This window comes from Methylobacterium sp. NPDC097929 (genome assembly GCF_049543375.1).
Lineage (GTDB): Bacteria > Pseudomonadota > Alphaproteobacteria > Rhizobiales > Beijerinckiaceae > Methylobacterium.
Window position 1 is genome coordinate 1 of sequence record NZ_JBMVEP010000012.1, and the last position, 26878, is coordinate 26878.

At 65.2% G+C, this 26878-nt stretch carries 26 protein-coding genes; 17 read left to right on the plus strand and 9 right to left on the minus strand.

The genetic code is table 11. The features are described from left to right. The 3 genes from ACPCJR_RS21420 to ACPCJR_RS21430 all read left to right on the plus strand — a co-directional run. Positions 1 to 2677 (plus strand): phage tail tape measure protein (locus tag ACPCJR_RS21420; protein ID WP_391515003.1); only part of this gene is annotated, 2677 nt, incomplete at its 5' end. Then, entirely contained in the window at positions 2674 to 2967 is a 294-nt protein-coding gene (locus tag ACPCJR_RS21425) for a hypothetical protein (protein ID WP_391515001.1), read from the plus strand. The genes ACPCJR_RS21420 and ACPCJR_RS21425, both read left to right, overlap by 4 nt. A gap of 9 nt (positions 2968 to 2976) precedes the next feature. Further along, the gene (locus ACPCJR_RS21430; RefSeq protein WP_391514999.1) at positions 2977 to 3564 is read left to right on the plus strand and encodes a hypothetical protein; all 588 of its coding nucleotides are present in this window, start codon (positions 2977 to 2979) and stop codon (positions 3562 to 3564) included. A 76-nt stretch (positions 3565 to 3640) separates the two neighbouring features. Here the strand turns inward: ACPCJR_RS21430 and ACPCJR_RS21435 are convergent, their stop codons facing one another. Then, positions 3641 to 4021, minus strand: a complete 381-nt coding sequence (locus tag ACPCJR_RS21435) for a DUF4113 domain-containing protein (RefSeq protein WP_391514998.1) — start codon at positions 4019 to 4021, stop codon at positions 3641 to 3643. 83 nt (positions 4022 to 4104) lie between these two features. Beyond that, entirely contained in the window at positions 4105 to 6654 is a 2550-nt protein-coding gene (locus ACPCJR_RS21440) for a S8 family peptidase (protein WP_391514996.1), read from the minus strand. A gap of 126 nt (positions 6655 to 6780) precedes the next feature. On the opposite strand from ACPCJR_RS21440, the gene ACPCJR_RS21445 reads away from it, so the two are divergent. The 5 genes from ACPCJR_RS21445 to ACPCJR_RS21465 all read left to right on the plus strand — a co-directional run bounded on the left by ACPCJR_RS21445 (position 6781) and on the right by ACPCJR_RS21465 (position 12337). Next, on the plus strand, positions 6781 to 7953 hold the full coding sequence (locus tag ACPCJR_RS21445; RefSeq protein WP_391514994.1) for an AAA family ATPase: 1173 nt from the start codon (positions 6781 to 6783) through the stop codon (positions 7951 to 7953). 904 nt (positions 7954 to 8857) lie between these two features. Further along, positions 8858 to 9385: a hypothetical protein gene (locus ACPCJR_RS21450; protein WP_391514992.1), complete on the plus strand. Its 528-nt coding sequence runs from the start codon at positions 8858 to 8860 to the stop codon at positions 9383 to 9385. Further along, positions 9386 to 9718 carry a hypothetical protein gene (locus tag ACPCJR_RS21455; protein ID WP_391514990.1) on the plus strand — a complete coding sequence of 111 codons (333 nt, stop codon included), beginning with the start codon at positions 9386 to 9388 and terminating at the stop codon, positions 9716 to 9718. It begins immediately after the preceding gene. Positions 9719 to 10620: 902 nt separating this feature from the next. Then, entirely contained in the window at positions 10621 to 12117 is a 1497-nt protein-coding gene (locus ACPCJR_RS21460; RefSeq protein ID WP_053608620.1) for a tyrosine-type recombinase/integrase, read from the plus strand. After that, positions 12107 to 12337, plus strand: a complete 231-nt coding sequence (locus ACPCJR_RS21465; protein WP_053608621.1) for a hypothetical protein — start codon at positions 12107 to 12109, stop codon at positions 12335 to 12337. The genes ACPCJR_RS21460 and ACPCJR_RS21465 overlap by 11 nt, the downstream gene beginning before the upstream one ends. Here ACPCJR_RS21465 and ACPCJR_RS21470 read toward each other — a convergent pair. The 6 genes from ACPCJR_RS21470 to ACPCJR_RS21495 all read right to left on the minus strand — a co-directional run bounded on the left by ACPCJR_RS21470 (position 12334) and on the right by ACPCJR_RS21495 (position 16916). After that, positions 12334 to 12816 carry a hypothetical protein gene (locus ACPCJR_RS21470; protein WP_053608622.1) on the minus strand — a complete coding sequence of 161 codons (483 nt, stop codon included), beginning with the start codon at positions 12814 to 12816 and terminating at the stop codon, positions 12334 to 12336. The two genes, ACPCJR_RS21465 and ACPCJR_RS21470, sit on opposite strands and share 4 nt — an antisense overlap. Positions 12817 to 12991: 175 nt before the next feature. Then, positions 12992 to 14638: an AAA family ATPase gene (locus ACPCJR_RS21475; protein ID WP_078947000.1), complete on the minus strand. Its 1647-nt coding sequence runs from the start codon at positions 14636 to 14638 to the stop codon at positions 12992 to 12994. Between the two features lie 148 nt (positions 14639 to 14786). Further along, on the minus strand, positions 14787 to 15356 hold the full coding sequence (locus tag ACPCJR_RS21480; RefSeq protein WP_053608623.1) for a hypothetical protein: 570 nt from the start codon (positions 15354 to 15356) through the stop codon (positions 14787 to 14789). 9 nt (positions 15357 to 15365) lie between these two features. Beyond that, positions 15366 to 15824 (minus strand): hypothetical protein, encoded by a 459-nt coding sequence (locus ACPCJR_RS21485; protein WP_053608624.1) that lies wholly within the window; start codon positions 15822 to 15824, stop codon positions 15366 to 15368. 2 nt (positions 15825 to 15826) lie between these two features. Then, positions 15827 to 16435, minus strand: coding sequence for a hypothetical protein (locus ACPCJR_RS21490; protein ID WP_053608625.1), 609 nt, complete (start codon positions 16433 to 16435; stop codon positions 15827 to 15829). A 1-nt stretch (position 16436) separates the two neighbouring features. After that, positions 16437 to 16916 (minus strand): hypothetical protein, encoded by a 480-nt coding sequence (locus tag ACPCJR_RS21495; protein ID WP_053608626.1) that lies wholly within the window; start codon positions 16914 to 16916, stop codon positions 16437 to 16439. A gap of 170 nt (positions 16917 to 17086) precedes the next feature. Between ACPCJR_RS21495 and ACPCJR_RS21500 the strand changes: the two genes are divergently transcribed. The 9 genes from ACPCJR_RS21500 (at position 17087) to ACPCJR_RS21540 (ending at position 23976) form a co-directional block, all read left to right on the plus strand. Next, positions 17087 to 17836 (plus strand): hypothetical protein, encoded by a 750-nt coding sequence (locus ACPCJR_RS21500; protein WP_053608627.1) that lies wholly within the window; start codon positions 17087 to 17089, stop codon positions 17834 to 17836. Positions 17837 to 17847: 11 nt separating this feature from the next. Next, on the plus strand, positions 17848 to 18054 hold the full coding sequence (locus tag ACPCJR_RS21505) for a hypothetical protein (protein WP_053608628.1): 207 nt from the start codon (positions 17848 to 17850) through the stop codon (positions 18052 to 18054). Between the two features lie 2 nt (positions 18055 to 18056). After that, on the plus strand, positions 18057 to 18569 hold the full coding sequence (locus ACPCJR_RS21510) for a hypothetical protein (RefSeq protein ID WP_053608629.1): 513 nt from the start codon (positions 18057 to 18059) through the stop codon (positions 18567 to 18569). Between the two features lie 87 nt (positions 18570 to 18656). Further along, positions 18657 to 20279, plus strand: a complete 1623-nt coding sequence (locus tag ACPCJR_RS21515) for an AAA family ATPase (protein ID WP_053608630.1) — start codon at positions 18657 to 18659, stop codon at positions 20277 to 20279. An 11-nt stretch (positions 20280 to 20290) separates the two neighbouring features. After that, positions 20291 to 20536, plus strand: a complete 246-nt coding sequence (locus ACPCJR_RS21520; RefSeq protein ID WP_053608631.1) for a hypothetical protein — start codon at positions 20291 to 20293, stop codon at positions 20534 to 20536. Then, a complete protein-coding gene (locus tag ACPCJR_RS21525; protein ID WP_053608632.1) occupies positions 20533 to 20754 on the plus strand; it encodes a hypothetical protein in 222 nt (73 codons plus the stop codon). The genes ACPCJR_RS21520 and ACPCJR_RS21525 overlap by 4 nt, the downstream gene beginning before the upstream one ends. Beyond that, on the plus strand, positions 20747 to 21076 hold the full coding sequence (locus ACPCJR_RS21530) for a hypothetical protein (protein WP_053608633.1): 330 nt from the start codon (positions 20747 to 20749) through the stop codon (positions 21074 to 21076). The genes ACPCJR_RS21525 and ACPCJR_RS21530 overlap by 8 nt, the downstream gene beginning before the upstream one ends. Further along, positions 21058 to 21519, plus strand: coding sequence for a hypothetical protein (locus ACPCJR_RS21535; protein WP_053608634.1), 462 nt, complete (start codon positions 21058 to 21060; stop codon positions 21517 to 21519). Before ACPCJR_RS21530 ends, ACPCJR_RS21535 begins: the two co-directional genes overlap by 19 nt. A 480-nt stretch (positions 21520 to 21999) precedes the next feature. Further along, positions 22000 to 23976, plus strand: coding sequence for a hypothetical protein (locus ACPCJR_RS21540; RefSeq protein WP_391514986.1), 1977 nt, complete (start codon positions 22000 to 22002; stop codon positions 23974 to 23976). 864 nt (positions 23977 to 24840) lie between these two features. Here ACPCJR_RS21540 and ACPCJR_RS21545 read toward each other — a convergent pair. Next, positions 24841 to 26847 carry an AAA family ATPase gene (locus ACPCJR_RS21545; RefSeq protein ID WP_053608636.1) on the minus strand — a complete coding sequence of 669 codons (2007 nt, stop codon included), beginning with the start codon at positions 26845 to 26847 and terminating at the stop codon, positions 24841 to 24843. Positions 26848 to 26878 lie beyond the last annotated feature (31 nt).

A 26878-nucleotide genomic window follows, 5' to 3' on the forward strand; every position in this document is an offset into this window, starting at 1 on the left:
ACCCCACTGCGCGTCTGACAGCATCACGCCTCCTCACCGGAAAACGAGAAAACGCCAGATCTCGCAGTCCGTTCACGCGACGACAGGCCCTAGTCCGGGACGGGGCACGCTGGACGAGATCGAGCGGAACGAGGTCCGCCGCACCCGTGAGGCCGACGCCTCACGGCGGCTTATCGACGGCATGGGGGCGCCAGCGCGTGAGGCGGCGCGCATTCGTGCCGAGGCCGAGGCGGATCGAGAGCGCGCACGCACGGCGCGGTCGGACGAGCGTAAGGAGGCAGCTGGCACAATCGCGGCGACAACCGGCCTTTACCTCGGCCACAAGAGTAAGGAAATCGGGCTCCAGGCCATCAACGCGGCCGGCGACTTCGACTATGCTGTGCGCTATCAGCATGCCGTCACGGACGTGAGCGAGGAAGATCAGCAGCGCCTGCTTATCCCCCAGGCCAAGCGCATCGGCCAGGAAACCAAGTTCTCGAACCGGGATATCGTCGAAGCGCAAACTGCGACGATGCAAGGGCTGCCTTTCAAAGACCCGGCCATGAAAGCCGAAGTTGGCGCCGCGATCGTGGATAACGCGCGGTATTATGGCGTTCTGTTTAAGTCGAGCATGGAGAAATCTTCAGAAGGCATCCGGAACTTTCTGCAGAACACCAACAAGGATATCTCAACGCCGCAAAAGGCTGTGGCCGAGGCGCAGCGTGGAACTAACCTCATCGTCAAGGCGGCCAAACTCGGCGGCGCCAGCGATGAAGACGCGCAGCAGTTCATGAAATTCGGCCTGCCGATCGCCTCGCAGGCCGGGATGAAGGACACGACTGCGTTCTCTATCTTCTCGACGGCGCGGCGCTCCGGCCTGAAGGGAGACGAGAGCGGCGTGTTCCTGCGCGCTCTGACATCGAAACTCATCTCGCCAACGCGGGAAGGGCGCGAGGCTGAGATTGCGGCTGGGATCGACCGCACGAAGTTCCAAAAGATGCCGGAGCAAATGAGCGCCGAGGCGTTCGAAAAGATCGGCAAGGGGCGGTTCGGCGTCAAATTCAATGAAAGCCAAAGGACGCGCCTGTCGGCGATGTTCCGGAATGGCGAACTCATCACCAAAGACGACGAGTTCATCACGCAAGTCTCATCCGTGGTGGGTGAGAGCTTCGACAAGGTTGGCAAGGGCCCGAACAAAGGCAAGCTCAAAGCACAGGACGCGGTTAAGATCGCCAAGCTTGCCCGCGACTTCCACCGCATGTCGGTCGAGAGTACCGATATCGAAGGGCTGTGGGATGCTCACCTGTCCAGCCAAACCTTCACGCCGGCGCTGCGCAATAAGTTCTACACCGACAAGCACGGCGGCAAGGCCGGTATGGTGGCGCAGCACCTTGATCAGTTTAGGGAAGATCGGGACGAGCTTCTGAAAATAAGCGCAACGCCCACTTTCGCGCGTGACAAGGCGATGTACATGACGGAGGGCCTTGGCGGCTCTCTCGATAACGTCAAGGGCTCATACGAGACCGTCGTTCTGAACCTCGGCACGAAGAATGCGCCGATGATCCAGGGCATTGCGAATGGGCTCGCGGCGGTCGGTGACGGGATCGCCAACCTGCCGGATCGAGTGGTCCAGGGCGGTACGCTCCTCGGGATTGGTTCGGGAACCGGGGCCGTATCGGCATCGGCGCTCGCGATGTGGGGGCAGCTCACCGGCTCAGCCCTACTCAAGTCCGCAGGCGCCAGCACGGCAATGGGGACGCTGGCCGGCACATCGGTGGGCGCACTCGGCCTGGGCGGCTACCTGGCAAGCGATACCGCCGCCTCGGCGGTCAAAAATAAGGACTTCGCCACGCCCTACCTCGGCGGGGGCATGCTTGCGGCCGATCCGGGCGGCTACGGCCTCGGCGCAGCGATCGCGCAAGCCGATACGCTTCCGGGGGCAGACTTCTTCTCCGGCAAGGTCGCCGCTCCAGCGCAGGCGGCCACGAAATCGGTCGCCGATCTCAAGGCCGAGCTGGCGGGCGTCGAGCAACTGATCACCGGCCTCAGGGCATCCGGCGAGGGGGCGTTCTCCCCCGACGCCGCCGGGCTGGAGGCCAAAAAAGCCCAGATCGAGGCTTCGATCGACGCGTTGCAAGCCAAGCTCAAATCCGTGCCCGGCGAGGCTGTGGTGCCGAGACCCGATGCTTCGGGTTTCCCGGGGGCCAACGCGCCGGAGATCAACGCTGCTACGGCAGTCCTGCAGCGCTACAAGGCTGAGCTGGCTGCCCTGAAGTCGGAGATGGCTTCGCAGGCCGACCTCGGACCTCCGGGCCTCGGAATGGGGCTGGAACAGCGCAAGGCAGAGCTGGAACGCCTGATATCGGGCGTCCAGGCGCAGTTCACGGCGCTTAGCTCGCAGACGATCGCGCCGCAGTTCGACGCTTCGGGGGCTCAAGCCTTCGGAACGGCAGTCGATGGCGTGAAGGCCAAGGCGCAGGAAGCCGCGGCGCTCTCGATCAACATCCCGATCAGCGCGCCGGGCGCTGGCACACTGATCCAGCAGCTTCAGCAGATCATCGACCTAGCCGCGCGAGCCGAGGCTGCCGCGGCCCGCGCGAGCAGAGCGGGCGGCGGGGGCGGGGGCGACACGCTGAGGGCGCGCACGACGAGCAGAAGCTTTTCGGACGGCGTGACGCCAGGGTACGGATCACAATGAGCAGCACCATGGATGACCGCGTGAGCGCTCTCGAACAGGCTGTCGCAGTTCAGGACAAAGCCATTGGCATGCTCGCAGACACCGTGCGCGCCCTGGCAGTCGTCAACGCAGCCCTTATGGCGCAGCTCCCCACGAGCGAAGATCGAACTGTGGTGCGCACGGCGGCCCTCTCGGTTTTGCCGCACGAGGTTGACCGGCCGGCGGCGGCGCTCGTCGAGATGCTGACCCGTGAGCCTTCCGAACTGGCAGCTGAGCCGGCGCTATCCGACGTGCTCGCGCGTCTCCATTGAGGGGCCACTATGACGCTGCAGCACGACGCGAGCCGGGCCGCCCCTGAGGCGGACCCGGCGGCACAGGGGCCTCGCGCGCTCGATAAGGGTTGGCATGCACGCCACGTCCAGTGGCAGGCCGAAGGCCGCATCCCGCCCGGAAAGACGCAGCTTCTGTACGAGGACGGGGAGCCTGTGTTTGACCGCCGCGGCTACCCTCGGATGTGGTCGCCTTACGTTGCCGTGAAGATGCAGCCGGGGCAGCACAGTTCGAAGATGATCGCTCGCGAGCACACTCAGGCAGAGAACGCGGCTCGCCTAGCCGCGGAAGCTGCCAAGCTGCGCAGTATGCTCCTGCCGTCGCTGAAGCCGCTTCCGAAACGCTTGTGGTCATTGCATGCTGATGCGCTGCTCCTGATAGGCCCAGCCGGCGGCATTTCCATACCAGCTTCAGCGGTGTCGGTACTGCAGCCTCTGGCCCTGGGCGGGCATCACGTGCTCACAGAGCGTGATGCCGCGGCGGTGGATGCGCTGGCGCCGCGCCTGGCTGTCGTCGGGCTCCGGGTCGATCGCCGGCGCAAAGGCGTCCGGATCGCGAAGGCGCGCCCTGGCGGGTGAGCCGTCATGCTGTCTCCCAGCATCAAGGAGGGGCGGCTTCGCCCCTCCCTGGGCGCCGCCCTTTAACGTTCGGGCATCATGCCTGCGCCACCGGCAGCTCGCCGATCTGCATCGTGTAGCGCGGGGTCCGCATCTCGAACTTCGTTGACCAGCCCCGCCGTTGCTGTTCCAGGCCGGCCCGCGCCGGCACCACGCTGCCGCGGCCGAAGCGGGCATTGCAGGCGTCTATAGCACCCATGAGCCACATCGATCGCTCACGGTCGAGCCGACCGATCAGCGCCCGCTGCGAGGCGGCCAGCGGCACGGGATCGACGGTTACTACGCCGGCTTTCGAGCAGCGCCAGGGCGGGCTGCCCTGCATGCGCCAGGTCTTTGCCCCCCCGAGGCAGCCCGTCTTGATCAGCGTGAGGGAGTCGTTCGTCGCTTTGAACCTCCTGTTTGCCGAGCCGTATTGCATGTCTGGCTCGACCCGCTGGTGAAGTTGGATGGCTTCCCTTGCCGGTTTGAGATCAAATCGGCGGGAGGACCGAGCGTGATGTTTTAGGTGCGGGTCGCAACACGGGCAGCAGTCCTGATATCTTCAACGCGCGCTCCCAACGCGTTGAGTGATAAACGCATGTCATTGAAGACGGGTGCCTCCCCTTTAGGGTCAGAAATTGTAAGGAGCGCAGTGAATGGAACGCCATCTGTAGGCATCCGCTCGCCTGCCCGTGTCAGATACTCAACGAACAGGCGCCAATTTGAGGATCGACCGACCCCAATCGGCATCGTCTTGGAGAACATCTTCACTGGGCTCCACTTGAGCCCATGCTCTATGCGCTCGGCCTCCATAGCGCGACGCTCAGCTGCACCGGGCAGGTAGACCGGATCAAGTCTCCCCCGCCAGTGCGGAATACCATTCGCGTCCACCTCCTCCTGCTGCAAGGCCGCGTCGATGTTGACGCGCACGAACTCTGAGCCGAAGCGAGGGTCCAGCGGCGGCGTCGAAATCAACGTTAGGCGTGCAGCGCCACGGCACTTGCCGTCTGGATTGACGAGCGACGTAGGCCAAGCGAACCGGAACGAAATCTCTTGATCCGGGCGAATGCGGGTGGCGAAGACCAGGGTGATCTGATGATCGCCGCCCTCGAGAATCTGTTGGGCTGAGGGGGGGACGCCGAAGCCAGCGAGATCCTTTGCAACGGCTGCGAGCCGCTTGCTGGCCAGCACGTCTGGCATGCGTGCATGATGCAGGAGCAGACCTGTCAGGGTCTCGCGCGAGACTTCCCCCTCAATGCTGTGCTCAAGCATGGCCGCCGTCTTGGCTACGAGCGGTGCTGCGTAGCTCGTCCCACATCCGTCGATGACCGCGCCGTCCGGCGTGATGGAGTAGAGGCCATGACCCGGCTGGCCCTGAGGAGAACCGGAACCACCGATGTGAGCCAGATCCGGTTTGACGCCCGCTCGCAACCCCGGCCCCCGACGAGAGTAGCGGGCAGGCGCGAAAGGAACGACGTTCGGTAGGCCAGGCGGGTTTAGGGCTGCTACCGACACATTCCGGGTGCTCTCCGCTGGCATCAAGACGCCATCGTTTCGGGCATTGACCAGCGTGACGAGTGCCTGCGTTTCATCCTCAGGCCACTCACGGCGCATGTCCTGCGGAGCGATGTTTCCTGCCGAGATGATAATAACTGCGTTGTAACGGGCCGCGATATCGTCCAATTGCTTGGCATAAGAGCCGTATCGCGTCGGAGTGGCCAGCATCTGCACATTCAAGCTCATGTTGAACACACGAACTCCGTGTTGAGCGTACGCATCAGCAACTGCGTATTCGACTTCATCGAAAAATTGCTCAATGCCGTCTGGGTAATAGCTCGGGAAGGCGCCATTGGCGTTCGTATCCGGAAGGACGGCCAAGTCAGCAATTTCGGTACCATCAGGCTCTGGGCAGACTTGAGGGGTGTTCATCAAGCTCCCCGCCACAGCCAAGCCGCCAATGAAGGAGCCGTGATCTGCGTCGATGTGCTCGTCGCTAAGAATATTCCAACGACTGATAACCCAATCGGCCAGCGCATCGCCCACACCGCCGTCGATGATGCCTATCCGGGGGTAAGTGCGGCCGTGGTCACGAATAGGTAGGGTGACGCTGCCCGGCTTAACGCGAGCGGAACCGCTGCTGGCCTCTCGGCCCAACCGACCGCTTGCAGCGGTTCTAGTGATGATGGGCGGAAGTTCGACCCGGCGTACCAGGGGATGCTTGTCGAGAAACGATAGCAGGCGGCTGTGGCGGCCTGTATCGGCATCAAAGGGGGCCAACTCTCTACCCCGCCGACGCTCGACCTGCGGGACGCCGATAAGCTGAATCGTAGGAGGGGCAGCGCTCCGTGACACTCTCACGGCGATCTGAGGGTCTTCGCGCTCCCCTCGATCGAGCCGGAGGACGGAAAGGCCTTGGCCGACGGCGGCAAGCCCCTCAACGAAGGACTTATAGAGCTGCTGCCGGGCTTCACCCATAGCATCCCATTCGTGGTGGGGCGGGGGTATCTCGAACAGCTCTACCTGATAACTGCTGCCGGTGACCGGGTTGGACAGCCAGGATACGGCCGCATCGACCGAGAAGTCGCGCCGGTCTTCGGGGCCGTATAGCTCGATGCGATCGACGGCACCGGTTTCACTCTTGAGCGAGGTCGGGTGCGGCACATCCTTTCCGGTCTTATCGTCGCGTTTGGTGCGCGTCTCCTCCTCCGCCCGAGCGACATCACGGGCGATCGCTTCAAGCACCGGGGGGGTGGCCTCGAAGTACAACTCGCCGAGGTCTCCACCCCCGACCACGGTGATACGCTCGGGCTTGAAAAGGACCCTGAAAGGGCGATGGCTTTTGGCCCATGCATCACGCCGAAGGATGACCTTGATAACGCCGATGGGCCCCTGGGGCTGGTTGCGGATGGTCGCCCCCAACGTCGCCAGCTGCGACATCAGCGTACGCTTATGGATGCGGAACTCGGCGTCCCGGTGGGCGAAAAAGTCTCGCCGGGGACCGCCGCCGCCCACATCTCTCTTCTGCTCGAAATCCTCGGTGTTCAGGATGATCTGGATCGGACCGGCCACCATGCCCCCCTGTCGCTTCTGAGCCTCAACCGCAACAAATTCTGAATATCATGCAACGATCGCCGTTTACAACGCAACAAAAATGTGTGAGGAGATGTTCTCCTAACGTTCTAACGCAACGGTAGCCCGATGGATCACTTCCCAATTGTCCAGGCGCTGTGCCGTGCGGCACTCGCGCAGCCAACTCCCGCCGTTCGCAAGCAGGTTGAACGATTGCGGGATGCTGTTGCCCAAGAGGGTGACTCAAAAGCTTCCGCTTCACTTTCAAGTCTGCTCACAGCAGCGGAGCGAAGCGTTGAGATGGTTCCAAGCCGAATTACAACATCTAGAGCCCAAGTGCCGGGCGAAAATCTCACACGCAATACGCCCGTTCCAGTGGACAGGGAAACATCCGCTCCATTAGCTGAATTAATATTTCCGGAAGAAATTAGTCCTGATGGTCCAATATTCGAAAATCCAATTCATCAAGCAATTGGATCACTTATAGAAGAATGGGACAACTTCGATAATCTGGCTGCAATTGGTGTGCAGCCATCCCGTAGCTGTTTGATTTACGGCGCGCCGGGAACTGGAAAAACACGTCTAGCCATGTGGATGGCAACAAAACTTAATCTGCCTGTTGTATTGGTTCGCATAGACGGATTGATCTCATCTTTCCTCGGAACTACCGCGCGAAATATCGGAAATTTATTTTCCTTCGCAAACAGATATCGATGCGTTCTTCTCTTAGATGAGTTTGATGCTGTAGCGAAGTTGAGAGATGATCCTCAAGAGGTTGGAGAAATAAAACGCGTCGTGAATGCCCTATTGCAGAACCTTGATACGCGAAGAGACATTGGTCTAACAATTGGAATAACCAATCATCAAAATTTGCTGGATCCTGCTGTTTGGAGAAGATTTGAAGTTCAATTGCATATACCAAAGCCAGAGTTTGAAACGCGTGTCATTCTAGCAGAGACTTTCATGAAGCCAATCTCAGCTCCTCAATCACATTTGAAATTAATTGCATGGTTCACTGAAGGCGCAACAGGTGCAGAGATTGAGGCTGTTGTGAGAACATATAAAAGGTCAGCCGTCATGAAAGATAAAGCGGGAGATAAATTAATCGACACGATAAGACAATTTGCTATATTGAATAGTGCTAGATTAGATCCTTCGAGGAGGGAGCTTCTATTTACGGAGCCGGGAAATTTATTCAGAGCACTGCATCAAGATAAGGCGCTAAATTTGTCGTACGAGGATATTGGAGACATGGCTGGAAGAGATAAAAGCTCTATCAGCCGAGCTGTTGCAAAGGTCTGAACGACAGGCGTTCGGCGCCATCTGGCTGGCCTGCGTGCCTGCCGGGGCCGTAGCCGGCCCGCGTTAGGGATGAGGATGGCCGGCGGGAGCCAGCGCCCGAACGGCTCTTGGCGGCGCAGTCAACCGCTTCGGCCATTCGTATGACAAAGCTGGGCTGAGCGGCGGTGAGGTCGCCGACAGCTCACTTGATCTGCGCCCGGGCCATGCCATCCGCCAAGGCCACTAGGGCGACGCGCATGAGCGCAACGAAAACGCCGCGAGTCAGGGTAGGGCGGCTGAGCATGTGGGGCGCATTCAGGACACCGAGACGATAGCCCAAAGGCCCTCGCACCGGCTGCCACGGGCGAAACACATCGGGGCAGAAAGCGAACATCCGGGCGCTCGAACGCGAGGCGGCCGGGCAGCTGCCTAGGTTGTAGACGCACACCCTTGCGCGGCAGCCCGCCGTTGTCATCATCCAGCAGTTGCCAGTTGTCGTAAGTCACGTCCCGACTATGGGCCGTGGCAATGTGGCCGCTGCCCGTCCTCATCAGCATCCGGTGGCGGCCGGAGATAGCTGTGAGGCGGCGGGCGACGATCGTTCTAAAGCTGTGCCGCAGCCCCGCCTGTCGCAAAGACGAGCAGGGCGGCGTCGGCGGGAAAAGCGCGCACTGAGCTTTCGTGGTCCTTCCACGTAGGATGCAGTCTTGCGCCCAAACATCCTCAGTCTAGAGTTCGAAGCCCTAGTTGCGACCAACCAGTTTCGCTCACCTAAGGGCGAGAAGCCCGTCGCGGCGGACGCCCATACACTCGTTTGATGCCGTGAAATATTTGGTGAGGGTGCAGTTGCAGTCGACTATCAGTCATGCAGATTGAGAGACCATTTTAGGCCGGTTAATACTCCGGACAAGCGGTTGTTTCCATAATGCAGACCAAGCTCGCTTCCCTCAAGAGCGCTGCCGCCGCCCAGGATTGGCGGGGCGCCCTTCGGATCGCCGCGAAGTTCGCGGACCTGGGCGAGCACAAGGCCGCCATCGTGCGCGGCCATGAGGCCCACAGCAACGCCCGCTTCGCCGTGCAGCTCGGCCGCGACCCGGCGGCCGATATCGAGGCCGGCATCCAGGCCCTGTGCGCCCGCTACAGCCTGAACCGGGACGGCACCGAGAACACGGCGCCGAAGGCCTACGGCGCGAAGAACAACTGCATCCGCGCCGCCCGCAAGGCGCTGGGCGCTGAGACCCAGCCGGGCGAGCACTTCACGCTGACCCAGAGCGAGGCCGGCTGGACCTGGGCGCCTATTGCCGCTGAGCCGGCCCCGGCCCAGGCTGAGCCCGTGCTGCCCGCCGCCCCGAAGCGCGAAGTGACCACGGCCGACCTTACGGCTGCCCTGAGCGCTCACAAGGCTGCCGCAGCGCACGCCGCCGCCCCTGCCGCCGCTGAGCTGGCCCCGTAGGTGCCCCGCGCCGCGAAGCCGGAAATCGAGGCCAAGCGCCGGGCCATGCTCGCCGCGGCGGACGCCAAGGGCTTCGGCCCGCGCTGGGCGGAAGCGCTCGCCGCTGCCGTCCGAGGCGAACTGCCCCAGGCCCCGGATTTCTCGAAGCCGACCCACGTGAGCGGCCGCACTTGGCTCGCCCAGGCTCAGGCCCTCGTCGCTGCCGGCGACGCCGCCGGGCTGCGCGGCCTCGTGTTCGATCCCGAGGGCAGCACGGGCGGCATGCTGTACCGCTACGTCCGTTTCGCCACCCTCGCGATCGAGGCCCGCGCCAGCCTCGCCGCTGCCGCCTGAGCTGCAGCGCCGGTCGCACGTGAGCGAAGCTTGCCGTCTGTCCCTCCGGAGGGCGGGCCGGCCTTTCCACGTCATGGGGCTCAGCCGAACCGAGGCCTGCAAGTCTATGGTGTTCGGTTACAGTCGCGCATCTCTATGCCAAGCGGAACAATTGCACACGGGGCTGCTTTGGTGCTACATCACTCTTCTATCGATCACGGAAGCGCTACCGCGGAGCGCTTTGTTCCTTTCAGGACGTGGTTGTCGGCCGGGCGGCCGAGAGATGCAGTACGAAAGGCCCTGCTCAGGTAGCTCCTGGGTGGGGCCTTTTCGCTCCAGGGGCACACTTTGTAAGGCGAAGGCAGCCAACGCTGCGCTCTGAGCCTGAGACACCCGCGCCGACAGTGCTTGGCGCCGGGGCCTGGAAGACCGTCTGAGCGCTCTGGTAGCACCGTTTTCCGGCACGTAACGGGCACCAATCCAAAGGCACATCAGCCGCGAAGCGTGTTGCTTCCGTGTTGCACGGAACAGCCAGCAACACATCGGCCGCGATCGTAACCCTTTGTAAAATCAGAATGCGTGTTGCAACGTGTTGCAAGCCTCACGGAACGCGTTTCAGACAACGAAAAGCCCGCCAAGTCATTGACTAGGCGGGCGAAATTCTTGGTAGCGAGGGAGGGATTTGAACCCCCGACACAAGGATTATGATTCCTGAGCGCTATTTCGGACGGGGGCCTCCGGACCGCTTTTCCACAAGGGGAACGGTCGCCCGGAAAAGCGAGGCGCCACAGGGCGTTGAGGAAGCTAACCGCCCTTAGCTTCCACGGCAACGTTCACCAAACCGCCAAAAGCCGTCTTGCGGCCAGGGTTTACGCCGGCGAGAAAATCCCGTCCGAGACCCGTCCGAGTTCGCGAGGCGTTCCGTGGCCACGAGCATCACCGAGCCCGACGTAAAGCTGGCCAAGAAGGGCCTCCCGGCCGGCAAGGCCGCGTACGACCTGAACGACGGCAAGAGCGGCCTCGTGCTGCGCGTCGGGCGCCGCGGCGCCAAGTGGGCGTGGCGGACCGAGGTCGCCGGTCGGACCATCCGCCTGACGCTAGGCGACATCGACCTGCTCACGCTCACGCAGGCCCGCTCGCTCGCCAGCGAGGCGATGAGGCAGGTCCGGGACGTGCGCAGCCTCGTCGACGACGAATGGGTCCGGGCCGAGCTCGTCCGGATGCGCATCATCCCTGCCCCTCCCCCGCCGGAGCCGAAGAAGGAGACGCTGAAGGAGCTCATCGACAAGCTCGACCGGGACAAGCACTGGACCTTCGCCCAGGCCCGCGAGCGATACCTCGACGAGGTCAAACGCACGAAGCGCGAGGACACGTGGAACGACTACCGCATAATCCTCCACGCGCCCGAGCTCGCGCGATTCGACGACACGAAGGTCTTCCTCATCACAATCGAGAGGCTCGCCGAGGTCATCGCCGAGACGCACAAGAGCGGCCGGGAGCGCCGGGCCGAGAAGCTGGCGGATTGCATCCGCCCGATGTGGACCTGGATGGCGGGCAGCGCGCAGAAGCTGAGCAGCGGCGTCGGGCCGGGCGTGATGAAGGGGCTCAAGGCTCCCGACCGGTCGCGCGTCGAAGCCGGCGACGAGGAGGAGGACGACGACGAGCAGGGTTCTTACGTCCCTACGGTCGAGGAGCTCGGGCGCGTCCTCGCCATCTGCCGCGCCGGCGTCATGCACACGGTCGTGGCGGCCGCCATCGAGCTCCTCGTCATGACGGCCCAGCGGCGCCGGACCGTCGTGAAGGCCCGGCGCAAGGACTTCGTCGTCGAGGGCGACATGCTGGTCTGGCGCATCCCGCCCGCGTTTCGGAAGACCGCGCGTAAGCGGGGCGTCAAGCGGCGGACGCACGACCTTCCCCTGAACGGGGCCGCCCGCGCCGTGGTCGAGCGCATGCTGATGCGGAACGACGATTCGAAGTGGCTTTTCCCGGGCGTGCGCCCGCAGAAGGCCGGCGACGTCGTCACGCACATCAACGTGTCGGTGCTGAACCACAACGTCCGCATCATGCCCGGCGTCGAGGCGAGCCCACACGACTTCCGCCGGGGCTACACGACACACGCCCAGGAACTGCTGGACATCGAGTTCATCGAGACGAAGATGATCCTCGACCACAACGAGGGGATCGAGACGGACGACGTCACGGAGAGCGCCTATTCCCGCGCCCGCCGCCTCAAGAAGAAGGCCCGGTACATCGACCCGTGGATCGAGCTCGTCGAGCAGGCCGCGGCGGCCGCGACCCCCCTCCTTCCGCCGGCGGGGGCTTTGCGGGCCGCCATGACGGAGGCCCGCAAGCCGAAGACGTCGAAGCCCAAGCCGGACGGCGCCGAGGGCGAGGACGGCGAGGTCGAGGATGCCGCCTGACGCGCCCCTCTACCCCTCGCAGGACGGCCCCGGCGCCGGTGCGGTCGTCGAGGTCACCGTGCGGGTGATGGTCGGCCCGGACCGGTCGACGGTCGTCGTCCGCCGCGGCGGGGAGCCCGTCCTGCTGAACGAGGTCCGCCCGCACGGGGCCGAGGCGGACGGCCTGGGCGCCATCGTCGAGGCCGCCGTTCGGGAGGGGACGGCGGCCCTGCAGAGCTAGCTGCTGGAGGGGTAGCCGCGCATCCTGTGCTTCCGGTCCTCGGCTTCCTCGATGATGCACTCCTCCAGCCACCGCATCCAATGCGCCGGAACGTGGTCGTCATCTGGGTAGCATGTGCCGTTGTTGGCGTACTCCATCTTGTCGCCCATTTCCTCCTGGGCGATGAAGGCCTCGTCCTCTTCGCCGACGCGCATAACACCGAAGCCCTTGGCCGTGGCCGTCTCAGGGTCGAGATCTCGGCCACGGATCACGCGCGCGTAGACCGGGACGTCGTCGCCGTCCTTGTAGGCCTCCGGATAGTCGACCGGACCCCAGATCGCCCAGACGACCTTGGCGTGCTTGAACTTATTCTCGACGTCGCGAGAGAGATTCGAGCTCTCAAGCATCCGATACATGAAGTCCGTCATCTGGATGACGCCCGTCTTCGGGTCGGGCGGGAGCGGGCCCTTCTTCTCGGTCTCGTTCTCGATCTCGTCCATTGTGCCCTCTCCCCTTCAGTTGAGAGCACCCTGGCCTTGGCCGGGTTACCGCCGTCCTGAAGCGCGCCCGGGCTCGTGCGGCGTGGTTTCGCGTCCGTCAGCGCGACCGGTGCGATTCGAGGCATCCCGCCGGGCGTAGCGCCCCCCATCTCGGCGCGAAGACTAATCCAATAATTTACGCAAGAAGATCCTCAAGGTTGGCCTTCAAGCTTGCGGCACGTTCGGGGTACTGCGCGAGCGCTTCGATGGCTACCTCAGAAAAAGCATTCGCTGGAATTTTATTTTTTAACTGTTTGAAAATGAACTTGCCTTTGGCGCCCTTGAGGGGGCGTGCTTGAAACGAATTCCAAACCTCAGCATTGGTAGGGCTACCGCCAGCCTTATGCAATTCGTCATTGTGCGACGCACGCTGTTTGGCAAATTGGTCACTTATAGGAGCACGGTTTTGATTTGCTATATCAACCAACCAACTCTCGCACGTGTGTATCGGCTGCCCAGTAAGTGCTGAAAGAAAGCTCGGATCGCAGAACTCTGCCTCAAGGTCAGACTGGTCGGTTACCCAAAGCCGAACACCGTCGGAGTTATAGGCATCCTTCAGTTCGGCAACCTCATCATCTGTGAGCGAATCTCGATCTCTATGAACTAATATTTTGAACATATTCCCAAGAGATGCCCTCAGTTCTTGGGCTTCTTCCTTAGTTAATAAGTGCGAATATCCCCTGCCAGGAAGCACCGTTACTGCCCGCTCGATATCAGGCCATTGCCTTATGAGCTTCTTAAGCAGATCGTTTTTTGCATCTTCACTGACTACAATGACCTTTTTCCCGAAAGCCCCCCACCCTAATGCAAGCTCGACAATCGCACGGTTGTTTGTTTGGCATTGACCATCCGACAACCAAAAAATATTCGTATCTGCTGGTGCGCCGCGTACAATAAACGGCGAGTGTGTGCTCATTATAATCTTAATGTTCTGATCTCTTGCAATCTGTAGCAATGTCTCGGCCAGCTTCTCCTGAACGCTGGGGTGAAGATGTATGTCCGGCTCGTCTACAAGCAATATTTTAGGCTTAAATAATATAATATAACAAAATATTTGAATGAGCTGTAGATATCCAGTCCCAAGCAACTCAAGAGGTATTGAAAGACCGCCTATTTCGGCCTCTGCATGAATTTCCAAATCGGTTGCTTCGTTAAATCTTATTTTTAGTCTCATTTGCCCCAGAAGAGGTTCTAGCCAAGTCTGAATTTGCGCAAGATCCTCTGGCGGGAGAAGGTTAAGAGCATTTCGAAGGTAGACATTAGAGTCGCCAAAAGAGCATGCTTTCAAAACAACGCGCTTAGAATTTTTTTGCTCGACATTCGGAATTCCAGATATTCCGGGGATAAAACCACTGAAAAAGACTTCAGTGCCGCGGAATTGCGCTCTCACGTCATCTGGAATTTCACCTTGTACAGAGATGCCAGCATTTCGTGCGGAGCGCATCTCAAGACGAGCTGTCACTGCAGTGCCAGCATCATCCTTAAATTCGAAAAAAACCTTGGAGCACGGGCTATTGGCATGGTTGCCCCAATTCGTACCGTGGCCTAGACGCCAATATTCATCAGACGGGAGGTAGTCCAGATCGCTCACGCGAACCATTGTGGTAGTGGTAGTGCGTATGCGACCTGCTTGACGCATTAAGCATGATGCAAGATGCAGGGCCTGAAGAATTGATGATTTTCCACTTCCATTTGACCCCACTAATATATTTAGATCAGCTAGCGGCAGCGTTATACTATCGATTTTCTTGAATTTTTCAATGCGCACAGATTCGAGATGCACTTGCCTACCTCGCTTGCCGTCTACCTACGATTGCATAGCTGGAGGCTGGAAGGGAAGACGATAGTTGGAATGATTCGACCCTCAAATTTCAACGCCCAGCCGACACCGGCTTCCCGTTCTCTGCAAACCTCTCCACTGAGAAGCCATGTCAGGTCCTCTCGTTGGCATGGGCGAGCGCCCGGACGGCGGCCGCCAGGATCGCGCGGCACTCCCGATAGGGGCCGTCTCGGTGGGGGAGCTCCTCGTGCCATCCGACCTCGCTGATGCCGTCCCGGGGCCATTCCCGCAGGAGGCGCTCGCCGTCGGGGCCGTCGTAGTCCGGACCGACGGAGGCGTGCCCGAACCGGGCGCAGGAACCGCTGACGAGGTAGAAGCCCGGGAGCACGCGGCGGACGTACTCGCGGGCGGCGTCGAGCGAGGTCGTGTAGGGCGGGACGTCTCGCAGGGCGGCCGCCTCGTCCCGGATGCACCCTCCATGGGCGAGGAGATCCAGGACGGCGTCGAGGACGTAGCCCGGGCCGCCGGTTGTCGCGAGGAGGATCTCGACGCGCCGGAGGTCGCTGGCGCGGCAGGCGCGCGCGGTCGCGGCCGGGTCGCCCGCGGCGGTGGCGAGGCCGACGAACAGGGCGTCGTTGGCGGCGCCCCGGGCGACGGCGGGATTCGCGCGGGCTAGGAGGGACCGGTGCTGCTCGACGCGGGCATGGGAGACGACGGTCACGGGCGGCTCCTAAGGCTGACGCACAAGGCCGAACGGGAGCTCGGCCACGGAGACTCGGAGCTCGACCGTTCGATCTTTCTCGAAGGCGTCCCATTCGATGGCGACCTGACAGGCGACGGGCCTATCGGCCTCCTCGTCCTGGCTGACCACTAGGACAGCCTCCCAATGGCTCGGACCGTCCTTCTGGAGCCAAAGCTCCCGCCAAAACGGCACGAGCTCTCCGACCGTGTTTCGGGCGTTCCCGTAGTTCGAGACGTAACCCCATGTCAGAAGCTGGCCCTTATGACCGCACTCGATGCCTTTGCCGGCGGCGACGAACTCCAGGAAGCACAGCGCTTCGTGTGAGACGACGTCTCGGTCGAGGCCGGCAAGGACCCGCTCCGCCAGGGCGCGGACGCCAGGGGCGTCTTTGGGGCTGCTCTCCGGGTTCACCGGCAGCGCGATGAAGAAGGGGTTGTCGCGGCCCATAGTTAGGCACCGCTCCGTGCCTGCGCGGCCGCGGCGCGCCGGGCCTTCCTGTTCGCCCCGGCGGGGGCATGCCAAATGAAGCGGCGTCCGAACTTCTCGGCGGCCATGCCCCTCAGGCGCAGGCGGTCGCTCGCCATGATGTCGACCTTGCCGTCCGGGCCGATGACGTCGCCCTTCACGGCCTCGGCGGCTTCCGCGGCCTTCCGGTCGTCCATGAGGCGCTGGGCCTGCGCGGCGCGCATCCTCGCCTGATCTTCGGCGACGGACTCCTCGTACGTCATCGCCATCCTGGCGCGCGCCCAGGCCGCGAGGGCGGCTTGGTGGGCGGCCCGCTGCTCGGCGAGGGATTCCTCCGGCGTCACCGTCGCGGTCGCGCGGAAGAACTCGGCCTGCTCGGGGGTGCAGAGGAAGACGTCCTCCCCGTGCAGCCGGAAGGCCCCGGCGAGCGACGGGGTGAGCTCGACGCTCCGGGTACGGGCGCCGCGGCGAAGCTGAAGCAGGGCCGCCTCGTCCTCGCAGTAGATGCCAGGCCGCAGGGCGTCGGCGCGGATCTCGCCGGTCTCGTCGCGGTCGGCGGCGACGTAGGCGGGCTTGTGCCAGAACGTGCCCATGTCAGGCCGCCTCGACCGGAGCGGTGAAGCACCGGCCGCCGATTGCCGCCGCGCCGTCGCGGAAGTGCCGGTAGACGCGGGTCGCCTCGTCGGCGGGAACGCCACCTGGCGGCGTCAGGACGATGTCGGGGCGGGAGGTGAAGATGATGACGGTCTCGAACCGCTGCTCGGGCTCCGGCTGCGCGGCGGCCTCGGGCTCGTCCTCGACGATGCCAAGCGCGAGGACCTCGACGATCTTGTCCATCTCGCCCTGGAGCCAGGTGCGAGCGCGCCAAGTCTGCCGACCTTGAAGCCGGGGATGGGGGATATCGAACGTGGCTTCGGCGCGGTCATCGCGTGCCGCGGAGAAGCGGAGGCCGGCCTCGTCGGCCCGGTCGAGCCGGAAGAAAAAACGGTGCCCCGTCTTGGCGAGGAGGTCGTCCTCCGCCTTGATGAGCGCCTCCCTGATCGTGCCTTCCGCCACATGAATGACCGCGTTCATGTCCGTCCCCGCGAATCCGTCGATAGGGAGACGCTACCGATTCGCGATGCGAGGGACCTAAGACCGGTTCGGAGGGGAGCTTGACAGGCCGTTAACAGTGTCTACTCTTCTGCGCCATGCGAGGTCGGTTTTCACCGAACCGCTGGACCCCGTGAGGAGACCAGATAGCCATGGCCGCTGCCGCCGCCCGTTACGACCGCCCGTCCATTTTCCGCGACGCCTGGGCCCGCGCCCGCCAGGCCGCCGCCGCCGCTGCCGAGAGCGTCCGCCTCCACATCGGCGCCGGCATGCGCGCCGCCTGGGCCTGCGCCAAGGCCGCCCTCGGGGCGCCGGCGAAGCCCGCCGCGCCGGTCGTGCCCGTGCAGCTTGACCTCATCGAGTTCATCGCGTCGCTCCCGCCCGTGGTGGCAGCGCCCGTGGCTCCGGCTGCCCCGGCATCCCCGCGCCGGTTCGAGCACGACGGATACGTGACCGCCTACACCCGCCTGAATGCCGATGGGGAGTACCTCGTCGACGTCTATTCCCGCCAGCCGGGCAGCGATGTGCTGATCGGCCAGGTGGAGGTCTATCCCATCGACTTTAGCGGTGCGGATGCTGTCCTGCGGGAGGCGCTGCGTGCCATCGAGGAGGCCCGCCAGGCCATGGCCACGCCGGTCGTCCAGCAGCCCGAGCCGCAGGAGACAGAGGAGTCTCGTCTGACCGCACGCCTCGCCGAGATGGAGCGCGAGCGCGACGAGCTCCGCGCCGACTTCCTCGCCGCTCGCCGTGAGCGCATGGCCATCGTCGCCGGCGACATGGAGGGGGACGCCGGCATAGCCTGGACAAACGAAGATCGCGCCCAGGCGGACTACGACGAGGCGGTCGAGCGGTACGAGGAGGCCTACCAGGACCTCTGGCGCTTTACCGACATCGCGGCCTGAGGGAGGGCGTCATGACCGACACCGCCATCGCCACCCTGCAGGCCCGCATCGACGACCTCACATGGGACGTCGACTTCTGGACCGGCATCGCCCAGGCCCGCTTCGATTCCGGGGACACGCGCGGCAACCTCGACGCCGTCGCCCGCATGGAAGAATTCTGGGACGAGCGCGAGGACCAGCGCGCCGAGCTCCGCTCCCTCCAATCCAAGGCCGCCTGACCGTGCGCATCGAGCTCATCCCCGGCGTCGTCTCGCCCGTCCCCGGCGCCCTTTGCGTCGGGACCGCCGACGGGCAGCCGCTCGCCTACGTCGACCGGACGCCTTACATCGGGACGGAGCCGACGACGCACGCCGAGATCGCCGAGCCCCTGGCCGACGCGATGGACCACTATGCGACCAAAGTATTCGGTGGCGAGTGGAACGGTGACTTGAGCCGCGTCACCGGCATCAACCGCAGAACCGTCACACACGACCGCATCATGAAATACGGCTTGGCCCCATGGGTCCTGGCCCTCGTCGGCCAGGCCGCGGCCCACAAGCACCCCCGCAGCCTCGGCTTCATCCTCCTGTCCCTCGTCGGCCTGAGGAACTCCACCGACCGCGAGACTTTCCGCGAGCGAGACGGCATGCGGCGCGTTGGGATGGAGATACTCAACGACGGCATCGAACTAGTGAAGTACGCGATTAACGAGCACGGACGAGTACCTCGCCATCCGAGCAGCAAGATCAAGTAACGAAAGCTTAACGTCTCGGCCTTACCGTCGAGGCACGTGCGCTCCGTTTTTCAGCGGCGCGCTGGAAACCCAACGGGATACCAGACTATGACGAACAGCCCCCTCGACGAGGGCGCGCGCGCCTGCGCGCTCGAACGCTACCTCGCCGGGGACGCCACTGCGCCCAAGCGCGGCACTTTCCCCTTCGCTCCCGCTGCCCTGCTGCTGACGGCTCGCTACGGTCGGTCGATTCCCTCGCTCCGGACCGCCGCCGGGGCCGGCGAGGACGTCCGCGTCGTCGGCATCTATCGCGCCATGCGGTTGGCGTTCGACGCCTACGCCCACGAGATGCACCGCGACAAGCGCGAGGCCGAGGAGACGCTCGCCGTGCAGGTCGCGGCGGCGTTCGACCTCGTCTTAGGGTGGCTGCGGGAGAGCGGCTTCAGCATCGATTTCGACTTCACCTACTCGGACGAACAGCAAGACACGGACGAGCACCTGCGCCTGCTGGCGGGCGTGCTTGCCCTGTCTCTTTGGGAAGTCGGCCACCCCCCGGCGCGCGAGCACATCCGCGGGCTCCTGCCCGACCTGCTCGGCGGGCCCGACGGCTGGCGCTATGTCCGGGCGAGCGTCGGCCTGGCGGAGGATGTCCATGCGGCGATGGACTGGAGGCCTGGCCGGGGTGCTCTCGGGTCTTTGAGCAACGCCCTGCTGCGCGGCGGCCGCCTGATCGAGGACGCATATGTCGGCGCCCCGCAGCCGGCGCCGACGTGGGCGACCGCGGCCCGGGAGAAGGCCGCCGCGGAGAAGGCGGCCAAGACGGTCGTGGAGAGCGGGCCGAGCCTCCTGGTGCTAGCAAGCACCGACCATCTCCCCGGGCTGGCGAAGGCCGGCGAGGGTAAGCCGGGCGGTTCCGTCGGAGCGACGCCGCGGGCGGAGTGGGCGCCCATCGCCGGCCGGCGGCTCCGCCTCGTTCGCGTCCCGGACCTCGCCGCGGCACGCGCCACGCTCGTCGCCGAGTTCCCGGATGACGTCGCCATCGTGGACGCCATCCTCGGGCCCCTCGCCGGACGGGCCTACGTGGCGCTCCCGCCGACGCTGCTGCTGGGGCCGCCCGGCACCGGCAAGAGCCGTTTCGCCCGGCGCCTCGGCGAGGAGCTCGGGCTGGCGGTGACGGTCTACGGCTGCGCGGGCGTCAGCGACTCCTCATTCATCGGCACGTCGCGCCAGTGGTCGACAGGCCGCGCTTGCGTACCCCTGCAGGCCATCCGGCGGGCGGAGGCGGCAAGCGTCCTCGTCGTCCTCGACGAGCTCTCGCGCGCCGGGACGCGGGCGGACAACGGCAAGCTGGTCGACGGCGTCCTGGCCTTGACCGAACGGGAGACCGCGCGGGCGTACCAGGATCCCTACCTCGAATGCCCGGTCGACCTGTCGGCGGTCAGCTACCTCGCGACGGCGAACTCGCGCGCAGGCCTCGACCCCGCCTTGCTCTCGCGGTTCCGCGTGCTGGAGATGGGGCCGAGGACGCTGGCCTCGCTCCCGGCCCTGACGCGCGCGGTCCTCGCCGACATCCGGGCCGAGCGCGGCCTCAACGACGCGTGGCTGCCCGGACCCGATCCCGAGGAAGAGGCCGTCCTGGCCGCTCATTGGCGGGACGGTTCCGTGCGGACCCTGCGTCAGCTCGTCGAGGGAATCGTCGCCGCGCGCGACGCCCTCGCGACGCGGATGTAAGGGAGGTCGACATGCGCGATTCCCTCGCCCGTCTCCCCGCCGTCGGTGACGAGTTCGCCGCCGCGGCCGCCCGCATCCAGGCTCTCTGGGAGTCCGGCCGCGTCTGCCCGCATGCCGGGCGCGGCCTCCGGAACCGGGTCCTCGAAGCCGGCCGCCTCGCCGCGGCGGGCCGCGTCTCGCCCGAAGACGCCCGCCGCGTGGCCTACGAGGCCGAGAACGTCGCGACCGCCTTCAGCCCCTTAAGGAAGACATCATGAGCCGGGAACTCAACGCCTCCGCCGACCGCATCCAGGCTCTCTGGGAGGCCGGCGAGATCTGCTCGCTGATCGGCCGGGCGGCCCGCGCCCGCGTCCTACGGGCCGCCCGCCTCGTCGATGCAGGGCGCCTGACGCCCGCAGAGGCTCGCAGCATCGCCCGCGAGGCCGAGGGACTCGCGATGTCCATCGCCCCGCTTCCGGAGCCGCCGCATGACTGACGTCTACCGCAACTTGGTCCGGCGCGACTGGTCCGTCCGTGAAGGTGGCCTCGTCGTCGGGCACGTCCCCACCATCGCCCTGAGCGACGTCCGGTTCATGGTCAGCGAGGCCGCCCGGCAGCGGACGCTCCGCCTTCGGCAGCGGGCCGTCATGGCTTGGGCGACTGGCACCCGCTGCGATGCGCCCCGGTACCCGTCGGCCATCCGCGTGCGCTTCGACCCCTATGCCGGCCCGCATTTCACGACCGAGGACGGCACCGTCGTCCTCCGCGCAAACCTCGTCCACTTCCTGGAGGATGCCACATGCTGGGCCGTGCTTTGACCCTCGCCGCCCTGGTGCTCGCCGCGGCCCCGGCCGCCGCCAAGTCCGGCCCCGCGGCGCCGCCCCCCGACCCGGCGTTCCCCGCCGCCGGCGACCGGTTCCTCCTGGCGGTGCGCGGGCCCGCCGGCCCCGGCCGCGAGCGATTCGCCCGTGTGTACGCCGCCCCCGACAGGCAGGACCCGCGATACTGGACGACGACGGTCGTGTGCGGGACCGTCGACACCCGCACTGGTCGCGAGAAGATCGAGGCGCAGGGCGGAGGCAGCGCCTCTCTCGACGGAGGGCGTCTCTCCGGGACGTGGTCGCCGGTCGGCGTCACGGGGTACGGCGAGGCGCAGATGCGCGTCTGGAGCGTCGACCACCAGGACGGCCTCGACGTGACGGTCTCGATGTCGGGCCCGTGCCCCCCTCGCGCCCGGGGCGAGCTCTCGTCCGGAGACTGACGCCGGCGGCCTGCATGGAAAGGCCCGGTCCCCTCGCGGAAACCGGGCCTCGAAAGAAGCGATCTCGGGTTGGCTACGCATTCCCTGCGCTGGTCAGAACCCCGGCAGGAGGGCCTGAGCCGGGGCGCCGGGCGGACGGACGCCGAGGGCTTTGGCGTCAAGGATCGGATGGCCTATCCACCGACCCTCGATTGCGGCATGGCGCCGCACCCTTGGAACATTCGAGGCGCAGGGAAGCCCGTAGGCCGTTCCGGCTCGGCGCGTCCGAGGACTCGCGGTTTCGCGCCGGACCCCCGATCAGCGCCCGCCGCTGTGCCTTTTCGGCCCCGCCGCGACCCGCTTCCTACCCCTCGATTGCGGCCTTCCGACGAGGCTCCGAAGGGGTCCGGAGGGCGCTTCAAAAACGCCAGCGACGCGCCGACCATCTCAGGGTTCGCGTGCCGGGTGTGGTGCCTCGGCAAGCCGCGAGACTCGTGCCGGTTGGACCATCTCATGCTTTTCGGACAGGGCGACGACCGCCCTCTATCGTGCGACTGGACCGCCGACGTCGGCGTCCTGGAACCCATCGGCCTGACCACGCCTGCTCGGCGCGGCCAGGCCCAGGCCAAGGCCAGCATCTTGGCCTGCCTCGTCACGGAGAAGCTCGGCGCCGGCCGCCGGGTCGCCTACTCCCGAGACAACAACTTTTACGCCGATACCCGCGACGCCCCCCGCTACACCGGCATGGCCTATAGCCGGGACCTCGTCTGCCGCTTCATCGACGCGCTGGGAGAACGCGGCCTCGTCGTCAACGGCGTGGCCGCCCCGCAGCCGCCCCGGGAAGGCGAGGACCCCACGAAACGGATGCAGTCGACCTGCTGGGCGACGGACGAGCTCATGGCCCTCGTCGGAGCCGGCGACGTCCGTCACCGGCGCCCGGGCGTCCCGGTCGTCATGCGCCGCGAGGACAAGAGCCTCGTCGACCTTCCGGACACGGACTGGGCCCGGCGCATGATCCGCGAGACCGAGTCCCTCAACGAGTGGCTTGAGCGCATAGACGTCACTGTCGGCCTCGACGCCGACCCGGCCGATTGGGACGTCGGCCCGTTCCACATGAAGGCCCGCAAGGTGCGCGAGAGCGGCAAGGTCACGTGGTCGACCGTGGTGCCGACCGACCCGCACGTGGTCCGCATCATCTCGCGCGAGCACCGCGACATGGGCGGCCGCCTCTACGGCTTCTGGCAGAACCTGCCCAAGGCGCGCAGGGCCGAGCTCATGATCAACAACGAACTCATCATCGAGCCGGATTTCACCTGCCTTCATCCAACGCTGCTCTACAGCATGCAGGGCATCGTCCTCGATACGGCGACGTTCGACCCCTACCTGCCCCATCCCTACCGCTGGCCACGCAAGGCCGGGAAGTTGGCCCTCAACGTCGCCATCAACGCCAAGTCCATCGTGGCAGCCGTATGGGCCTTGCAGGCCAAGCGGTTGGAGAAGGGGGACGACGGCCTGCCCAAGTGGCGCTACGGGCTGGCCGAGACCCGACGCATCATCGACGCCCTCATCGAGCACAACAAGCCCATCGCCCGGTACATCTGCTCGGACATGGGTGTGACGCTCATGGGCATCGATTCCAGGATGTGCGTCGAGGTCCTGAAGCGGTGCCGGCGGGACAACGTGGCGGTCCTTCCGGTGCACGACAGCTTCATGGTCGGGAAGTCCAAGGGGGCCGTCGTGACGGGCCATATGGCCGAGGTAATGGACCAGACCCGTACCAAGCTTTATTCAGGTCAGACAAGGGTTTACGGCCTAAACGTTCTGTCAGATGCTACCATCGCTTCTTCCCCGGTGCCTTCCCTTCTCCCGGTGGTGACCCTCGCCGCTGGAGCGGATTCCCCTGGCCTTGAGGGTTTCCCCGCCCCTGGAGCGGATACCCCGACCCTGATGGGTGTCGCCGCCCCTGGAGATTATACCTCGTCCCTGGAGGGTATCCCTGCCCCTGGAGCGGATACCCCGGCCCTGGTGGGTGTAGCCGCCGGTGGCGTGGCGTGTCCGTCCTTGCCCTGCTGCGTCCGTGGGCTGGCTTCGGCCCCTGTCGCCGTACCTGCCTCTCTTTCCTCGCCTTCCCCCGTCCTTGCCGTTCCCTGGGCGTCCGCGGGCCTGTCTCTCGACCCTCGCACCTCCGACCGTCTCCTCGCCGTCCTCACCCCTCCGGAGCCCATCCTCATGTCCTCGACGACCTCGCGCGACCCCGATCCTCTCCCCCACACCATGACCCTTGATGGCGCCGTCGTGACCGTCGCGGGCGGTCTTCGCCGTCCGTACGCCGAGGCCGAGCTCGCGGCCGGCCGAGATCCGTGGGCGCACCTGCCGCATGAGGCGCGTCCCGCTGGGGAATGGGCCATTGTCCCTCGCGTCCCCGCGGGCTATCTTGAGGGCACCTCCGGCAACGAGGCTCAGCCGCACCACGGTTAGAGGGAACCCCGCCGCTGCGCCCCGCGCCGGCGGGGTTCTTCGTTCCGGCGGGGGTTGTCCGTTGCAGGCCCGGGCGGCCCGCTGCGGGGGCCTTGCGCCTCGCCACAGCCTCCCTCGACGCGCTCCCGGCCGCCGTAGCCTCATGGCGGCCCGACGCCATCGTCAGCGCCTTCTCCCCGTCCCAGCCCATGCAGGCGCCCTGGGGCGGCCCATGGCTGCCTTTCGCCTTTCACGATGCCGAGGGACTCGGGCACCGTGGCCCCGTCCTCTAAACGGGGCGCCTGCCGTCCATGGCGCTCCTCGGCTCGTCCCAGGGCGCGCCCATCGTCCTGCCCGCCCTCGCGCATGTCGAGGCCCTCGTGGCATGACTGTAGGCCTACAGGCCCTCGGTCTTGCCGGTGGCGTGCCGGGCTATCCTCGGGCGGCCGTCGGCCCTCGAAGCCATCCAGGCCCTCGCCAGCGCCATCCCCCACGATCAACTTGTGTCTGTCCGCGGTCCTCTAGCGGGAACGCAAGTTCAACGCTTGGGATGTCGCGCGGTCCGGTGAAGGTAGCCGCAGCGACGCTTGCCACCGCCGCCGGCCATCCTCACCTTCGGGGCATGCAATCGGGGCAACCTTCGCGTCCATCAACACGGCCGCCGGCCGGATGGTGAAGGCAAGTATTCTCTCCATCGAGCATGGGCGCCGCCGCGACCGGCTGTTCCAAGCCGACGCGGTCCTGGACTGCTTCGACCGGTTCCGTGCTCTCAGGCGAGAGCCGAAGCCCGAGGCCGCCGACGCCTTCGGTCCTTGAGGGCGTTCCGGGGGCAAGGGGCAGCCTGCCGCCCGCCGGTCGGGTCGGCGGCTCCCGAGCGACCCGACCTCAGGGCGTGAGCGCGGCGTTGATGGCCTTGATGACCTTCTCGGCGTTGTCGAGCGTCGCCGCGACGCCCGGGCCGTCGCCGTCCAGGAAGCCCGGGTTCCGGATCAGCCAGTCGGCGGGGGAGAAGTGGTCGAACTCCGGCGTGGAGGGTGGCAGGACCCTGAACAGCGTCTCCATGCGCTTCACGAGCCGGCCCGGCCCCGGGGCTTCCTTGTCGAGCTTGGCCAGCGTCAGCGATGAGCGCCCCTTCAACTCGAAGGCGCCGTTGACGATGCCGAGGTAGGTCTCCGGGTCGAAGATGTCCTCGACGTCGCCCTCGGGCAGGCCGAGCACGTCCGGGTAGTTCATGATGCGGCACTCGGGGATGGCCCCGGCCGCCCTGAGCTGCTCCAGCTTGCGCTTGTCGCCCTGGGCCCTGTCGGACATCACCGCCAAGTGCAGGTTCGCGCCCTTGAAGAGCGACACGAAGGACTGGATCTTGTCGAGGCCGCCTGCCGGGCAGATCGTCCAGCGCCGGTCGAGCTCGGTCCTCCGCCGGCGTTTCAACTGGGCCGACAGGGCCTTGAGGAAGAGGATGTCGCCCGGTCCCTCGACGAGCAGGGTGTGCTTGCCGATGAACAGCGTCTGCGTGACGTCGTAGCCCAGGGCGGCCTGGAGGGGGAACAGGGTATCGGGGTCCGTGGCGAGCACGTCGTCCCTCACCTTCGTGCCCTTCGTGGTCCAGACGCCGGGCCGCCGCATCTCGACCTGATCTTCGACCACCCGGGAGAGCGTCAGGTCGTCGGGCGGCACCATGAACGGCGAGTGCGTGGAGAAGATGACCTGGTGCTTGGGCACGAGCCGGTCGTCGAAGTACCGAAGCAGGTCGGCCTGGGCCTTGCCGTGAAGGGTGAGGCCCGGTTCGTCCAAGAGGAGGATCAGGTTGCCGCCGCGCTTGCTCACCTGCGCGAACTTCACCAGGAACGAGAAGAACCAGATGAAGCCTGCGCTGCGTTCCGAGAAGGGCACGGAGACCCGATGCAGGGTGTTTCTGACGCGGGCACGCGCGATCACGCCGGTATTGAACGGGGCCGGATCACCGGCTTCGGCCTTCGTGACCCTGACCTCAAGCTCCAGGAACGCGTTCTGGGTCCAGTATTCCTGCAACTGGTCGGTGATGGCGTTGGACGCGGCCTCGCACTTGGCGTTCAGCGACTCGTAGGTCGTCGACGCCTTGATCTCCTCCACCGAGGTGCCGGCGAATTCCAGGAAGTCGAGGAAGACCCTCTCACCGACGTCCAGCTGCGTGTTGGAGTGAGGGTGACCTGGCTGGTGATAGGGCGCGTCCCCGTTCCGGACGATGTCGTCGACCCTGACCTGCCCGGCCATCCGGTCGTAGTACGAGAAGTACATGAACTGGGGCATCAAAGACCGGAGCAGGCCACCCGCGAAGCCGATGGCGTTCTTGCCCGGCATGGCCTTGATCCGATCCAGTAGTGCTTGCTGCGCGGCCGAGCGCTCGGGCAGGGCATCTAGAGCTTTGCGCACCTCGTCGGTGGTGGTCGCATCCGCCAAAGGTGCGCGTTCGGCCTCGTCGAGGCCGTGGGCCTCCATCAGGTGCTCGATGATCGCCCCGTAATCGAGGTTGACCTTGAACTGGCAGGCCTCGTCGCCGTAGCGGCGCCAGATCACGACCGAATTCGAGTTGAGGCAGCCCGGACCGAGCTCATCCGTGAAAAGTCGCACTTCGGCCGGGGACAAGGTCCAGGAGCTCGTGACGACCACCGCCTCGCCTTGCGACTCCGGGTGCCGGGCCGCGTAGTCGTTGAGGTGCCGCCTGGGATAGTCGCGTTCCTTGTCGTACGCGAGGGGCGTCGCGGGATGCGGGTTCAGGCCGCCGAGCGCATTGAGCAGAGCCGTCTTACCCGCCTCGTTCTTGCCCACGAGACAGACGAGATCCTTGAGCGTGATCTCGCCCGAGTCCTCCACGCTTCGGAAATTCGTGACCCTGAAACTGTCGAGCTTCATGCGATGTCCCGTAGTCCGCCGTGTCGACACG